Origin of the sequence: Microvirga vignae, from assembly GCF_001017175.1 — a bacterium.
In the GTDB taxonomy this organism is placed as follows: Bacteria; Pseudomonadota; Alphaproteobacteria; order Rhizobiales; family Beijerinckiaceae; genus Microvirga; species Microvirga vignae.
On record NZ_LCYG01000087.1, the window covers coordinates 484 to 15,883 of the forward strand.

Consider the following 15,400-nt stretch of genomic DNA (forward strand, 5'->3'; position numbering starts at 1 on the left):
GGTCGAGCCGAACAGCGTGTCGGCGCCGAGCCCGCCGCTGACGAGATCATTGCCCGCATCGGCGATGATCCAGTTGCCATGCTGGTTGCCGACGATCACGTCGGCGAAGGCCGAGCCCCAGACGCCGTTGACGCTGTCATAGGTGTCGCCCGCCGCCTCGCCGCTGTTGCGGCCCGCGCCGTCGAGATAGACCTGAACCGCCTCCTGAGCATGTTGGTAGGAGGCCACCGAGAAGCCGCCCGCGCCGAACAGCGCATCGGCCCCGGCACCGCCCTCGAGGAGGTTGTTGCCGCTCTCGCCATGGAGCGTGTCGTTGCCCGCGCCGCCCAGCAGGGTGTCGTCGCCGGTCGAGCCGTACAGCGTGTCGGCACTGGCCCCGCCGTCGACGAGATCGTTGCCGGCATCGGCGATGATCCAGTTGGCGGCGGCATTGCCGATCAGCGTGTCGTGGAAGGCCGAGCCCCAGAGGCCGTTGACGGCGATGAACACGTCGCCGGCCGCCTCGCCGGTGTTGGCGGCGGCGTCGCCCAGGTTTGCGGTGACGGCGATGAAGGCATGCTGGTAGGAGGCGACGCCGAAGCCGCCGGAGCCGTCGAGGGTATCGGCGCCGCCGCCGCCTTCGAGCAGGTTGTTGCCGCCTCCGCCGTAGAGCAGGTCGTTGCCGAAGCCGCCGACGAGGCTGTCGTCGCCGAGGCCGCCCTGCAACAGGTCGTCGCCATCGGCCCCGTTCAGGACATCATTGCCGTCGCCGCCGTCGAGAATGTCGGCTCCAACTCCGCCTGTGAGAGTATCATCGCCGGCGTCACCAAGCAGCCAGCCGCCGCCCGCGATTGCATCGTTCCCCAGCGTTCCAAGGGCCGTATTCACGAACAGAGAGGAATTTCCGGCATTGATGATCGTGAGAATCTTGTGGATTCCACCGTCGGTCTGCACGTCGTCGGGGCATGAGGTATCGTGCTCCCACATTTGAAAATAGGGGCTCCAGGCGGATTCCGGAGGTGGGAGGGTCCAGACGTTCAAAGGCCAGACGCAAGGCTCCCACCAAGGCTGCTCGCTTTGATTCCAATCTTCTGGAGTCGGCTCCTCAACGGGACCAAGCCAATCATCGAAATCCAGTATCAGTATATGATCCCGAGGCCCGGTCTGTATCGCGTCGCTATCGGCCCATTGCGCGGTACCGGCATCCGGGTCCGTCAGGCAGATGAGCTGGCCTTGATCGTTCGCAGCCCAGATATTACCACTGTCGTCGACGTAGTAGGTGCCCTGCAGTGTGTCGACCCGTTCCAAATGCAGCGCGCCATCGCCGGAGGTGCCGGTACCGGAGCCTCCGCTTCCCCATGAACCGGAATTCGTGGTTCCGCCATTCGTAATCGGGCCGGTGCTAACGGCCGTTCCGCCATACCAAACGCCACCGCCGCCACTGTTGTTGAAGAACGCCTCTAACGCCTGTTCGATCGAGAATGTCATGTTGCCCCCATATGTGCAGACCCGCTTCTGACGAGAGGAACGATCCGCCTCGCTGCTCAAGTCGCATCCATCCGTGCGACATTGAAATGATGCATCATTTCCTAGCGCACTTGAAGTGCGCTGTGACACGGGCTGACAATTACATCTCCTGATTGCAGTCGATCTGGTCGCGAGAGCACGCAAATTCATTGAAAGCTATTCGCCCCGCGATCAGCTTCTAGTTTATAGGGATGTCGACCTGCAGCTCAGGAAGCTAAAGCCATATTGGTTCATGTTTGAGATCCGCGCCTTTAAGGATCTTTCCCTCCGCCTGCCCGCATAGTGGCTCGTTCCCTGTCAGGAGAAATCAGGATCGGCCGCATCGATTCGTCTGAGGCGATTCTGAGGCGGTTTTTCCCGGATCCACGGGTCGGCGCTGCCAGGGATTGTTGATGGCTCCGGTCTTCTCCGGAAACTCTTTCATGCCGTCTGCAACATCCCGCGATCGTGGTGAATAGATTGCGCAGCTACGAATCCTCGGGATGCAAGGAGCGACAGCATCTGCTCCGCTGCTTTGTGAAATCCCGATCCACCGGCGTCAGGTCTCGATCCCACATGCCCGCCCAGAAACGGTCGTTTGTGAGAGTGGCTCGCAGGACAGAGAAAAGCCTGCCGAAGCGGGCTCTCTCAGCGACGAGGGTCAGGGGCCGAGTTACAGGACGAAGAAGTCCTTGTTGGTCAGCTTGAGGTTCTTCTGCAGTGTGGCGAACCGGATCGCCGATTAAGCCTTGCTACGCCAGATTTGACGACGTCGACGGCCGGGCTCGCCCGGCCGTTTTCCCTTGCGGCTTGTCAGGGCGCGACCACAGATAGCCGGCGCTTGCCCAAACCAATCTCAAGCGGAAGGCAACCGCTCGGATCCCCATCCAGCTGGACCGGATCTCCGTCATGGCCGGTGATGCGGACCGCTTTGGCCGCAACCGTCCGATAGCCCGGCAAATGGTCGAGATGTCCTAGGCCCATGCCGATGATGTAGAGCAGCGTGCTCAGCCGCCCGCCGCGCAGGAAGAGACAGACCTGGAGTTCGGGCTTGCCGATGTCAGCCCGCGGAGCAAGCTGGAACTCGCCACCGTAGAGCCGGCTCTTCGCCACGATGACGGAGCTTGCTTCCACCACCTCCGCTCCATCGATCTCGACCCGGTAGCGGCGCGGCACCCCGGCCACGAATTCGCGCAGCCCCTGCATGACATAGGCCAGCTTGCCGATCTTTTTCTTCAAGCGAAGGCTGGTGCGGCTGACGATATGGGCATCCATGCCGACCCCGCACATGAGCGTGAAGTATCGCCCGTTCGCGCAGCCGACATGAATGTCCCGCATCATTCCACGGGCAAGAAGGGGCGCCAAGGCATCGGCCTGTCTTGGAATCCGCAGGTCCCGCGACAGCACGTTGGTGGTGCCGGTGGGGATGATCCCCAACGCGGGCGGCTGCGACGGCTCCCGCGCCATCAGGCCGTTGATCGCCTCGTTGATCGTGCCGTCACCGCCTGCGACCACCACCACGTCGATGTCCGAGCCGCACTCCCGAGCCGCGCGCTCGGCATCGCCGGCACTCGCCGTTTCCCACAGCCGGACCTCGGCTCCCTCCTTCTGGAGCTCGCTCAAGACCGCAGCGAGATGCCGGCGCTGCCTCCGTCCGGCCGTCGGGTTATGGATCACGAGCAGCCGCCGAGCCGGTGAAAGACGGCTTTCAGGATCTGCAGCAGAACCACTCGTCCCGGTCACGTCAGCGCTTTCGAAAAGGTTGAGGAGCCGGCGAAATACGGGACCATTCCCAAGAGCCGCACATAATGTCAGGGCGGCCGATTCGGCGGATCACGTTGACACCGGAGCCATTGGATCTAGCTGATCGATCGAGACTGAGGAGATACCATGACCAACGCCACAATGTCAGTCATGACCGGCGGTTGCCAATGCGGCGCGGTCCGTTACGCGCTCATGTCCGAGCCGACCCATGCCAGCATCTGCCATTGCCGCATGTGCCAGAAGGCATTCGGCAATTACTTCGCGCCGCTGACTGGGGTGCCGCGGAAAGATCTGGTCTGGACGAAAGGCCAGCCTGGAATTTTCAGGAGCTCGGAAGCCGTGGAGCGCGGCTTTTGCCGTGATTGCGGCACACCGCTGACCTATTCCTACCTGGAGACCGACCGCATCAGCATCTCGATCGGCAGCCTCGATGAGCCCGGCCGGGTGACACCGGAGATTCAATACGGCATCGAGAGCAAGATCCCCGTCTTCGAAATTCTGCACACGCTGCCCGGCGAGAGGACGGAAGACTACGCGACGCCGGAGGAATTGGCGAAAATGGCCTCCCGCCAGCACCCGGACCACGACTAGATGCTACTCCACTCGGAGAGGCTTGCGGGCGATCACGAGATTGCCCGCCTCGCCGGGAGCCATCATCACGTATCGCACCTCGTAAGCCCCCGCCTCTTCAGGCGCATCGAGGGTAACGGACGATTTATCGGGTGACGCATTCTGATAATCGGTGAAGGCATCGGGGGCGGCCCCGACGGGAACGATGGTGATGAAATCCCCCTCGCCCTTGGGACCGTCGAATGCAACCGTTACCTCGCCTCCTCGCTCGACCTGATCCGGCGCGGAGACGCTGCCGACGGCAGGCTCCACATCGATGGGCGTCGAGGCAAGGACCTTGTAGGTGCCGTTGGATTCCAGCACGAACCGGACCTCATACGGCCCCGGCTCGCTCGGCAGACGCAGCGAGACCTGCTGGCCTTCCGGGCGCTCGTAGGCGCCGGAGATCCACGACCCCTCCTCCGCTCTCTTTTTCACGACGCCAATGAAGGTGTCGCCCCCGCCTGTTCCGGTGAAGCCGACCCGGATGGTGGTTCCGGCCATGCCACGGGCCGGGGCGGTGACCGTCGCGCTCGCAGGAACCACCTCGATCTTTTTCGCAGCCAGAATCTTCGGGTCGAGACCCGAAACGTAGCGGACTTCATAAGAGCCGGGCTCTGCCGGAAGGCGCAGCCGCGCCGGAGAGCCATTGTCGGCATAAACCCACGCCCCGGCCTCGAAGGTATTCGCGTCGGTTCCGGTCTTGGCCAGTCCGACCCAATCCTCTGCCGCGTTGGGACCTGTGAACGTCACCGAGATCTCAGACCCTGCCGTGCCCTTGGCCGGAGCATCGAGAGTGGCCGAGACGGGAGTTGCCGTGATCTTGACCCGCGCCAGGATCGCTCCGCTGACATCCGAGACGTAGCGCAATTCATACTCGCCAGGCTCCCCTGGAACGCGCACTTTGAGAGGATTGCCGTCGTGCGTGTAGCTGTAATGCCGGGTCTCCAGGGCATCGCCATTCGGGCGGGCGAAAACGATGTAATCGTCCTTCCCGTTGGGACCGGCCCATTTCACCTCGAGAGTGCCGGTCGCGGGGACGCTCGTCTTCGCCGGCTGCAGGCTGGCCTTCGGAAGATCGGCGGAGAGCACCACGACGATCTTTGCGGGCGCGTCCTTCGTGACCTCGATCTCGCTCTGCCCCGTCCTCGCACCGGCGACAGCCGAAACGCGATACCGCCCCGGCGACAGGGAGATCGATCCGGAGACGCCTTCCGCAATCACTCCGGCATCGCCGCTGCGGGTGATGGTGAACGTCGCTGCAGGCACCGAACGCCCGCCCTCGATCGCTTCGAGCGGAATCGAGCGGGTCACGACGGCAGCCTTCGGCTTCGCCTGTGCGGTGGCCTTCAAGGCTTGGCCGAGTTCGCCCGCATTCGATGCCGCGACGAAGGTGCCGCCTGTCCGGTCTGCGATGCAGGACAGCTTCGGGCGCTCCAGGGCCGAGACGTCAAACCCGATCACATGCGCCACGAAGCGGGCATTCTTGCGCTTCAGCTCTTCGGCCGCGGCGCAAGGATCACCCTGGCAGGTCTCGATCCCATCCGTGACGATGATGACGCTGCCCGGCTTGCCAGAATCCAAAAGGTTTGCTGCTTCCTTCAAAGACGCGGTGATCGGCGTCTTCCCCCGGGGCGTGAGGCGATCCGCGACCGCCTGCACCTTGGATTTGTCGACGGCACTTACCGGCAAGGCGGTCTCGATATCATTGCAATCACCGGCCCGGCGATGGCCATAGGCCACGAGCCCGAGCCGCGCGCCTTTCGGTAGAGCCTCTACCAGAGAGGAGACCGCATCCCGCGCGATATCCATCTTGGGCTTGTCATCGATCCGGCCCCACATGCTGTTCGAGGCATCTATCACGAGCACGGTCGGTGTCGCGCCGTGTTCCTGCGCCTCTCCCGGATGAGCAACGAAGACGATGCCAAGAAGAGCGAGCGCAGTGCCGAAGGATAATTTCATGATCCCATGCCCCGAGGCTCCGTTCCTCAAGCGGCGCATCGTTCATGCGGAAAACCGGATCCACTTTTCCGCACGATGCGCTAGCGAGGCTTCAGAGAGATCGCTCCTTCCGTCAAGTCAACGAGAGTCGAATACCGGGGAATAAAAAGCAGTGCGAACGCTTTTGCCGCTCGCACTGCTTCTATGAGTGTTTGATCACACCGATGCGAATGATCGGTGCGAGATCAGTTCTTAAGCGGCGTTCGAAAGCGCTGCTTCGATGGCAGACAAGGCTGCCTCAGCCTGAGCCCCATCCGGACCGCCGGCCTGGGCCATGTCGCGGCGCCCGCCGCCGCCCTTGCCACCGAGCTTCTCGGAGCCGATGCGCACGAGCGAGACCGCATCGTACTTCGCCGTCAGGTCATCCGTGACAGCGACCACGATACCGGCCTTGCCGTCTTCGGCGACGCCCACGATGGCGACGACGCCGGAGCCGAGGCGCTTCTTGCCCTCGTCGGCGAGGCTCTTCAGATCCTTCATCTCGACGCCGGTAACAGCGCGGGCCATGAGCTTGGTGCCAGCCACGTCCTTGATTGGTTCGCCACCGCTGGTGCCGCCACCGCCCATGGCGAGCTTGCGGCGAGCTTCAGCCAGATCGCGCTCCAGCTTGCGCCGCTCCTCAAGCAGGGCAGACAGGCGCGGAGACACATCATCGACTGGCGTCTTCAGCAGGCTGGCAACTTCACGCAGCTTACGACTTTCACCGGTCAGGTGACGGCGCGCAGCATCGGCTGTCATTGCCTCGACGCGACGCACGCCTGCGGCGACCGCGCTTTCGGACACGATGGTGATCACGCCGATATCGCCCGTGTGGTTCACATGCGTGCCGCCACAGAGCTCCACGGAGAAGACCCTGTTGCCGTCTGCCTTGCCCATGGAGACGACGCGAACCTCATCGCCGTACTTCTCGCCGAAGAGCGCGCGAGCACCGGACTCGATCGCCTCGTCGACGGCCATGAGCTTCGTAACGACAGGCTCGTTCTGGAGGAGCACCCTGTTGGCGATCTCCTCGACCTTCGCGAGTTCCGCATCCTCGATAGGCTTCGGATGACTGAAGTCAAAGCGCAGGCGATCGGGAGCCACCAGGGAGCCCTTCTGGGCCACGTGATCGCCAAGCACCTGGCGCAGAGCCTCGTGCAGGAGGTGCGTCGCGGAATGGTTCGCGCGAATGGCCGAGCGGCGCTCATGATCCACGATCAGCTCGAGCGACTGGTTCGGCTTCAGCGTACCGTGCTCCACGGTGACATGGTGCACGAAGAGGTCTCCGAGCTTCTTCTCGGTATTGGTCACGAAGACCCGGGCACCGTCGCCCTGCATGACGCCGGTATCGCCGACCTGGCCACCGGACTCGCCATAGAACGGCGTCTGGTTGAGAATCACGAGGCCTGTCTCGCCGGGCTTCAGCTCCTGCACTTCCTTGCCGTCCTTGAGCAGGGCGACGACGACGCCCTCGGCATTCTCGGTGTCGTAGCCCAAGAACTCCGTAGCGCCGGTACGTTCCTTTACCGAGAACCAGACGGTCTCAGTCGCCGCCTCGCCCGAGCCGGACCAGGCCGCGCGGGCCTTCTCGCGCTGGCGCTCCATGGCCGCGTTGAAGGCCTCCGTGTCCACGCCGATGCCACGCGGCTTCAGGGCGTCCTGCGTGAGATCCAGCGGGAAGCCATAGGTGTCGTAGAGTGTGAAAGCCGTATCGCCCGAGAGGTTCTGGCCCTTGGTGAGGTTGCGGGTCTCCTCGTCGAGAATCGACAGGCCGCGCTCCAGGGTCTTGCGGAAGCGGGTCTCCTCCAGCTTCAGCGTCTCGGTGATGAGTGCCTCAGCACGGATCAGCTCAGGATAGGCCTGCCCCATCTCGCGCACGAGAGCAGGCACGAGGCGGTACATGAGCGGCTCCTTGGCGCCGAGCAGCTGTGCATGGCGCATGGCGCGGCGCATGATGCGGCGAAGCACATAGCCGCGGCCTTCGTTCGAGGGCAGAACGCCATCGGCCACGAGGAAGCAGGAGGTGCGCAGGTGGTCCGCGATCACGCGATGCGAGGCCTTGCGATCACCTTCCGGCGCAACGCCTGTGGCATGGGCCACGGCCTCGATGAGAGTGCGGAAGAGATCCGTGTCGTAGTTCGAGTGCACGCCCTGCAGGATCGCCGAGACGCGCTCAAGGCCCATGCCGGTATCGATGGAAGGCTTCGGCAGGCCGATGCGGTTGCCGGGCTCGATCTGCTCGTATTGCATGAATACGAGATTCCAGAACTCGAGGAATCGGTCGCCGTCCTCCTCCGGGCTGCCAGGAGGGCCGCCCCAGAGCTTGTCGCCCTGGTCGATGAAGATTTCCGAGCACGGACCGCAGGGGCCTGTATCGCCCATCTGCCAAAAATTGTCGGAGGTCGGGATGCGGATGATCTTGGAATCGGAGAAGCCCGCGATCTTCTTCCAGAGGTTCGCCGCCTCGTCGTCGTCGTGGTAGACGGTGACGAGGAGCTTGTCCTTCGGCAGGTCGAATTCCTTGGTGATCAGCCCCCAGGCGAGCTCGATGGCACGCTCCTTGAAGTAGTCGCCGAACGAGAAGTTGCCGAGCATCTCGAAGAAGGTGTGGTGGCGCGCCGTATAGCCCACATTGTCGAGATCGTTGTGCTTGCCGCCCGCGCGCACGCATTTCTGCGCCGTCGCCGCCGTGGTGTAGGGACGCTTCTCGGCACCCGTGAAGACGTTCTTGAACTGCACCATGCCGGCATTCGTGAACATCAGGGTCGGGTCGTTGCGGGGCACGAGGGGGCTCGATGCCACGACCTCATGACCGTTCTTGGCGAAGTAATCGAGGAAGGCCGACCGGATTTCGTTGACGCCGCTCATGGGTTCTCAAACTCAGAAGGAGGGTTTTTAGGCCCGAAAAGGTATTGTTGGTGGGCGGTTTTAGCCGCACCCGGCCCCTCTGTCGAGGCGGCGTTTCGGCTACAGAAGCGAATAGGCGCGCACTGAGCGCCTCGGTCCGATTGGCGCATCTGGAATGCAAGGAGCCGGAAGGCTTGAACAATTCGGATCTTGGGCACTTGGTCACCTTCCCGGACGTCCGCCGGACTGGGACAGGCTGCCATCCCTGGCCTGCCCGGAACCCTGTTGGAGCAAGCCCCCAAGGACATGCTTCCCTTGCTTTCGGGGAGCCAGCACAATTATAGTTTCGGGACTTACAAGAATCGTGGGGAGCGGCAACGCCAGTGTGGATCACGTCCTGTCCCGGACGCTCAGACAGCGCGCCATGGAGAATCGTGAGATCGGGTTTCCTTGTTCTGGCCCTCCTTGGCGGGCCGGCGGCGGCGCAAGCTCCTGTTACCCCGCCGCCGGAAGAGCGAACTTGGCATCTTACGGTTTACGGCAGCCGATGGGTCGATGCCGATCTGCTGGAGATCCCGGAGCAGGCACTCACCGGCGAACTGACGGGCGAGGAAGCCTATATCGTTGGGGCAGGCCTTTCGAGAGTCATCGTCCCCTCGTTCTCCATCCCGCTGCCGGGTACGGATTTCGCATTCCGCGGCAACCGGATTGAGATTGAAGGCCAAGTGCTCCGCCACTTCGGCGACCAGAGCCATTGGGAGGGGACGCTCGCCCTCATGTTCCGAACCGGGCAGATCCCGCTCTTCGGCGGATTGAGCGTGAATCTGGCTTTCGGCGAGGGCCTCTCCTATGCCTCGGAGCCACCAGGGCTGGAAGGCAGCGATCGCGTCGAGCCGGTCCGGCTTCTCAACTATCTCGCCTTCGAAGCCGAGTTCTCCCATTCCTCCCTGCCGGGCGTGTATTTCGTCCCCCGGATCCATCATCGTTCCGGAGTTTTCGGGCTTTTTGCCGACAAGGGGTCCGGCTCGAATTTCATCGGGGCCGGAATCAGGGTGGATCTGCGATAGGTCTCGGCCGAACAGGCCGGCTGGGACGCCAGGGGCAATAGTCAAACCTGCCTGCTCCGGCTTTTCCCGAACTGGATGGAGAAAACAAAAAGACCGCCGCGATCTCTCGCGACGGCCCTTCCTTTGCCCTTGAAGGAGAGCAAAACCTTTATGGAGCTCAGTCTCTGCCGGACAACCGGCTGATGCTTTCAGCCTTAGTCGGCGGAACCTTCATCCAGATCGTCGGCAGTCGGGGTCGCCTGCTCCAGGATACGGTCGGCGAGCAAGCCGGCATTCTGGCGGATGAGCGCCTCGATCTTGCCGGCAACCTCGGGGTTGTCGCGCAGGAACTGCTTGGCGTTCTCGCGGCCCTGGCCGAGGCGCTGGCTGTCGTAGGAGAACCATGCGCCGGACTTCTCGACGATGCCGGCCTTGACGCCGAGATCGATGAGCTCGCCCACTTTGGACACGCCCTCGCCGAACATGATGTCGAACTCGACCTGCTTGAAGGGCGGAGCGACCTTGTTCTTGACCACCTTGACGCGCACCGAGTTGCCGATCGGATCATCGCGATCCTTCAGCGTCGAGACGCGGCGGATGTCGAGGCGGACCGAAGCGTAGAACTTCAGCGCGTTGCCGCCCGTGGTGGTCTCCGGCGAGCCGTACATGACGCCGATCTTCATGCGGATCTGGTTGATGAAGATCACCATCGTGTTCGAGCGGGAGATCGAACCGGTGAGCTTGCGCAGGGCTTGGCTCATGAGGCGGGCCTGGAGGCCCGGCTGAACCTCGCCCATTTCGCCGTCGAGTTCGGCCTTCGGCGTCAGAGCCGCCACCGAGTCGATGACGAGCACGTCCACCGCGCCGGAGCGGACCAGCGTGTCGGCGATTTCGAGGGCCTGCTCGCCGGTGTCAGGCTGAGAGATCAGGAGATCGTCCAGATTGACGCCGAGCTTGCGGGCATAAACGGGATCGAGCGCGTGTTCCGCGTCCACGAAGGCGCAGACGCCGCCCTTCTTCTGGGCTTCGGCGATGGTGTGCAGCGCGAGCGTCGTCTTACCGGACGATTCCGGCCCGTAGATCTCGATGATGCGGCCGCGGGGCAGACCGCCCACGCCGAGCGCGATATCGAGGCCGAGCGAACCCGTCGAAACGGTTTCGATTTCTACCGGCTGCTGGCCCTTGCCGAGCCGCATGATCGAGCCCTTACCGAAGGCGCGCTCGATCTGAGAGAGCGCCGCGTCGAGAGCTTTCGACTTGTCTTTATCCATTGATGAGCTTTCCACCAGTCTCAGAGAAGACTGCGACATGACCAGACATCCTTATGGCAGGAGGAGGAGTGAATCTCAACGCGGTGTTGAGGGAATATATGTACCCACTTTGTTCCTGCTTACAAGTTCTTTTTTTGTTCTCATTGAATTATTCACAACCCCAATGCGGGCCATGATGCCTCAGGCGAAAAACGATCTCTTTACAGATACTTAGCGCCCCATCACCTGCTTCACCGTCTCCACCAGCTGGCGCAGGCTGAAAGGCTTGGGCAGGAAGTTGAAATCCTCACCTTCGGGCAGGTTCTTTCGGAAGGCTTCTTCCGCGTAGCCGGAGACGAAGATCACCTTGAGGTCGGGATAGAGCTTGCGCAGCTCGCCCAGCAGCGTCGGGCCGTCCATTTCCGGCATCACGACGTCGGAGACCACGAGATCCACCGGCGCGCCGCGCTCCTGGATGATCTCCAGGGCCTCGACACCGGAGGCGGCTTCCAACACGGTGTAGCCGCGCGCAGAGAGCGCCCTGGCGTTCACGGCGCGGACCGGGTCCTCGTCTTCCACCAGGAGGATGGTTCCCTGTCCCGTCATGTCGGCGGCGGGCTTCTTGGGCGCATCGGCCCTGGCTTCCTCGGGCGCTTCCTGAACCTCGAGGATGTGGCGCGGCAGGTAGATGCTGAAGGTCGTGCCTTGTCCGGGCTTCGAATTCACGTCGATATAGCCGCCCGACTGCTTCACGATACCGAATACGGTGGAAAGGCCGAGGCCCGTACCCTTGCCCACTTCCTTCGTGGTGAAGAAGGGTTCGAAGATCTTGTCGAGCACTTCCGCGCTCATGCCGATGCCGGTATCGGAGACCTCCACCAGCACGTAATCGGCTGGCGGCATGGCGCTCACGTTCAGGCGCGCCGCCTCCTGGGCCGAGACATTGGCCGTGCGGATCGCGAGCTTGCCGCCGCCTGGCATGGCATCGCGTGCGTTCACGGCGAGGTTCACCACCACCTGCTCGAACTGGTTCACGTCCGCCTTCACGAACCACAGGTCGCGGCCATGGCTGAGGTCCAACTCCACCCGCTCGCCGAGGAGGCGCTTGAGGAGCATGGAGAGATCGTAGAGCCGGTCGTTGAGATTGAGCACCTCCGGCCGCAGGGTCTGGCGGCGGGAGAAGGCGAGCAGCTGGCGCACCAGGCTCGCGGCCCGGTTCGCGTTCTGCTTGATCTGCATGATGTCCTGGAAGGACGGATCGGTCGGCCGGTGGTTGGCAAGCAGCAGATCGCTGTACCCGATGATCGCCTGGAGCACGTTGTTGAAGTCGTGCGCCACACCGCCGGCGAGTTGGCCGACCGCGTTCATCTTCTGAGACTGGGCGAGTTGCTCCTCGACTTTGCGGAAATCCGTGGTGTCCAGGGCATAGAGGATTGCCGTCTCGCCGTCCGCGCCAGTATCACCCGCGGGCGTCACCCACACGCGGACGGAGCTGCCGTTCTCGCCGGCCGTCTGGAGTTCGAGCGGCGCGATATCGCCCCGGTTCTCGGCCACGGCCTTAAGCGCGGCCTCAAGCGGGCCGCCTTCACGGAAGCTCTCGAAGATGGAGGGTCCCTCACCTCCGCCCTCGCCCGTACGTGGCAAGGTGCCGAAAAGCTTGGAGAACGGTGCATTCGCATGGACGATCCGGCCGGCCCGATTCACGGTCGCAATCGCAATGGGCGTGTTGTTGAAGAAGCGAACGAAGCGCACCTCGGCGGCCCGCTGGCCCTCGTCCACCTCGACACCCGGCGAGCGATTGATGACGAGCGTCCGGGAGGCGCCCATGCGGCCGTCCTGGCCGAAGGCGATGCGGTGATAGAGGCGCACCGGCAGGAACTGGCCGTTGCGGCGGCGAAGATCGAGATCGAAGGTTTCCGTGCGCACGGTTCCCGGATCGCCCGTGAACGAGGTCATCACCGCCACCACGTTGCGCGGCACGATATCGGCCAGATTCAGGCCGCCGGAGCCGACCTGGGCGAGGTCGTAGTCGAGCCAGGTGGCGAGCGTGGCGTTGAGATAAATGATCGAGCCGCTGGGATCGATGGAAAGAAAACCCGCCGGTGCATGATCCAGATAATCAATGGCGTGCTGAAGCTCCTGGAAGACGTTTTCCTGGCGCTCCCGTTCATGAGTGATATCGGCAATGCTCCAGAGCGTCGCCTCCCGGCGGCCGGAACGCGGCACGGGACGGACGCGGACGCGGTACCAGCCAAATTCCTGCGTCCCGTCGAGGGATGGCGACAGGCGAATCTCCTCCGTGCCGGTTCGGTGTTCTCGGGCAGCCTGGGCCAGGCGGTAGATCGCCTCGGAGACTTCCGGAGCGCCCATGAACACACGCTCGGCAGGCCGGATCTCGTCCCCGTCCGAGCGGGCAAAGGAGAGATAGGCCTCGTTGGCGTAGATGATCCGACCATCATCGATCACGGCCAAGCCCTCGCCCGCCGTATCGGCCATGAGCTTGGTGATGTCGTTGCGAACGGTTTGGCCGGCAAACTGGATGACACCGATGGCCCAAGCAAAGAGGAAGAACACGCCCGCCATGGCGAAGAAGGCGAGCAGCCCCAGGATCAGAGGCTGCGCCTGCTCGCTGCCAAGATAGCGAAGGCTCAATACCGCGCCGGCCAGAACGGCAGCCAGCAGCAGGACCCATCCGAAATGGCCGGGGCGGTCGGACCGGTCGATGGTCGAGCCCTTTGGCATGTCGCCTTGGTGAGCCATGAACTTCACTATCCTTCAGGGAGGCGGATGTGCCGTGGCACCGGATGCGGAATCCTACATCCAACCGCTTGAACTTCGGATCGTCCTACACGGAATTTATTGATTGACCTCTAAGGCCGCATCAAGAGACTGCGCAAGAGGCCTGAACCCAAAGGTTTTCCAGGGAAGAACTCTCAGCCTGCCCCGTGCTGGCCACATTTTGCGTGCTTGAGGGCCCTTCACCCTTCCCTTGCGGATTGCAGGGTTTCCCGTGAACCCCATATGCCGCAAGGCGTAGATTGTGCCGTTAACCATCTGTTAACCTTGCGGCTGGCTTTGACGGTCAATGTGATACAACCAACACAGAACTGGCCTGTCAAAGGCCCCCACAAGGCTTGAGAGTTCATCGTGTCATCTCTTTTTGGTATCGAAGCGTCGCGAGCAGTCCTCTTCGTGATCGCATTCGCGATCATTCTGGCTCTGGTCGCCCTGTTCGGCCTGGTCCTGCGCAAGTTGACGGGCGCTCGCCTCATGATGCCGGGCAGCGATCGGTCCCGCAGCCGCCAGCCGCGGCTTGGCATCGTCGACGTTTACGACCTTGACCGGCAGCGGCAGCTTCTTCTGCTGCGCCGTGACAATGTCGAGCACCTCCTCCTCATCGGCGGCCCCAATGATGTGGTCATCGAGACCAACATCGTGCGCGTGGCCGGCGCCCGGATTCCAGCTGCGGCCAACGAGCCGGGTCCTGAGCGTTTCGAACCCTCCCTGGATCAGGCTCAGCGCCCAGTGCAAGTCGAGGCCAACGGGCGTCCTTCCATCGAGGCTCAGCTTGCGGCCCAGCTCGGTGCCTTCGTGCGTCGTCCGTCCGAGGAATCCGACGTGGACCAGGAGCTTTCGGCGGTTGCCTCCGTCAGCGCTCCCATTCCGGCGCATGCCGAGCCCATGCTGAAGCCCGACGTCGTGTCGGTGACGGCCGCTCCGGTTGTGCAGGGCCTGCGCGCCGAAGCCCGGACGGCAGCCCCTTCCCCGAGCGCTCCGGTTGCTCCTGTGGCCCCGCCACCGGTCGAGCGTCCTGAGCCGCGTCCGACCTTTGCCCCGCCACCGTTCCAGTCGCGTCCGACGCCGACGGCTCCGACTCCACCCGCACCTCCCCCGCAGGCAGAGCCCGTCCGCCCCTTCCAAGCCGCACCGGCCGAGAAGCCTGTGGCTCCCGCCCCCAAGGCTGTGCCCGATGCCGCGGCTCTCTCCAACATGGCCAAGCAGCTCGAGGAGGCCCTGAAGCGTCCCGCCGCGTCGGTGGCTCCTGCTCCGGCCCCGGCCCATGAGCCGCACGAAGGGGATGTGGCTGACGAGGACGACCTGCTTGAAACCGGGCACACCAAGGAAGCGCCTGTGGCCTACCGCGACGAGGATCACGAGGATCACGAGGATCTCGTCGAGGAGCCCGCTCCCGCTCCACAGCCCGAGCCGCGTCCGACAGCCGAGCCGGTCCGCCCGGCTCCGTCGCCGCTGCCTCCGCAGCAGCCTGAGCCCGCTCCGGCTCCGCAGAAGGCGTCTGATCCCTTCTCCGTGGAGGATATCGAGGCTGAATTCGCCCGCCTGCTCGGACGTCCGCTGGATACCGGCAAGAAGGGCTAGAGCATCGGACCCGAAAGTGTAATCCACTTTTGGGATCGATCC

9 protein-coding genes are annotated in these 15,400 nt (G+C 63.4%); 3 read left to right on the forward strand and 6 right to left on the reverse strand.

Annotated elements, in window-relative coordinates:
- Both AA309_RS32560 and AA309_RS26090 read right to left on the reverse strand, forming a co-directional pair.
- A partial coding sequence (locus AA309_RS32560) for a calcium-binding protein (RefSeq protein ID WP_160310550.1) occupies positions 1-1,467 on the reverse strand: 1,467 nt, incomplete at its 3' end.
- Between the two features lie 831 nt (positions 1,468-2,298).
- On the reverse strand, positions 2,299-3,228 hold the full coding sequence (locus tag AA309_RS26090; RefSeq protein WP_047191946.1) for a diacylglycerol/lipid kinase family protein: 930 nt from the start codon (positions 3,226-3,228) through the stop codon (positions 2,299-2,301).
- A 147-nt stretch (positions 3,229-3,375) separates the two neighbouring features.
- Between AA309_RS26090 and AA309_RS26095 the strand changes: the two genes are divergently transcribed.
- Complete coding sequence (locus AA309_RS26095) at positions 3,376-3,840, forward strand: GFA family protein (RefSeq protein WP_047191947.1); 465 nt, start codon at positions 3,376-3,378, stop codon at positions 3,838-3,840.
- A gap of 3 nt (positions 3,841-3,843) precedes the next feature.
- On the opposite strand, the gene AA309_RS26100 is transcribed toward AA309_RS26095, so the two are convergent.
- Together AA309_RS26100 and alaS are read right to left on the reverse strand one after the other, a co-directional pair.
- Complete coding sequence (locus AA309_RS26100) at positions 3,844-5,820, reverse strand: vWA domain-containing protein (RefSeq protein WP_047191948.1); 1,977 nt, start codon at positions 5,818-5,820, stop codon at positions 3,844-3,846.
- 231 nt (positions 5,821-6,051) lie between these two features.
- Positions 6,052-8,706 (reverse strand): alanine--tRNA ligase, encoded by a 2,655-nt coding sequence (gene alaS, locus AA309_RS26105; protein ID WP_047191949.1) that lies wholly within the window; start codon positions 8,704-8,706, stop codon positions 6,052-6,054.
- 413 nt (positions 8,707-9,119) lie between these two features.
- Between alaS and AA309_RS26110 the strand changes: the two genes are divergently transcribed.
- Positions 9,120-9,752 carry a hypothetical protein gene (locus AA309_RS26110; RefSeq protein ID WP_047191950.1) on the forward strand — a complete coding sequence of 211 codons (633 nt, stop codon included), beginning with the start codon at positions 9,120-9,122 and terminating at the stop codon, positions 9,750-9,752.
- Positions 9,753-9,946: 194 nt separating this feature from the next.
- Here AA309_RS26110 and recA read toward each other — a convergent pair whose 3' ends face one another.
- Together recA and cckA are read right to left on the reverse strand one after the other, a co-directional pair.
- Complete coding sequence (recA, locus tag AA309_RS26115; protein WP_047191951.1) at positions 9,947-11,041, reverse strand: recombinase RecA; 1,095 nt, start codon at positions 11,039-11,041, stop codon at positions 9,947-9,949.
- Positions 11,042-11,212: 171 nt separating this feature from the next.
- Complete coding sequence (gene cckA / locus AA309_RS26120; protein ID WP_047191952.1) at positions 11,213-13,741, reverse strand: cell cycle histidine kinase CckA; 2,529 nt, start codon at positions 13,739-13,741, stop codon at positions 11,213-11,215.
- A 387-nt stretch (positions 13,742-14,128) separates the two neighbouring features.
- Here cckA and AA309_RS26125 point away from each other — a divergent pair, with 387 nt between their 5' ends.
- On the forward strand, positions 14,129-15,358 hold the full coding sequence (locus AA309_RS26125) for a flagellar biosynthetic protein FliO (protein ID WP_047191953.1): 1,230 nt from the start codon (positions 14,129-14,131) through the stop codon (positions 15,356-15,358).
- Positions 15,359-15,400 lie beyond the last annotated feature (42 nt).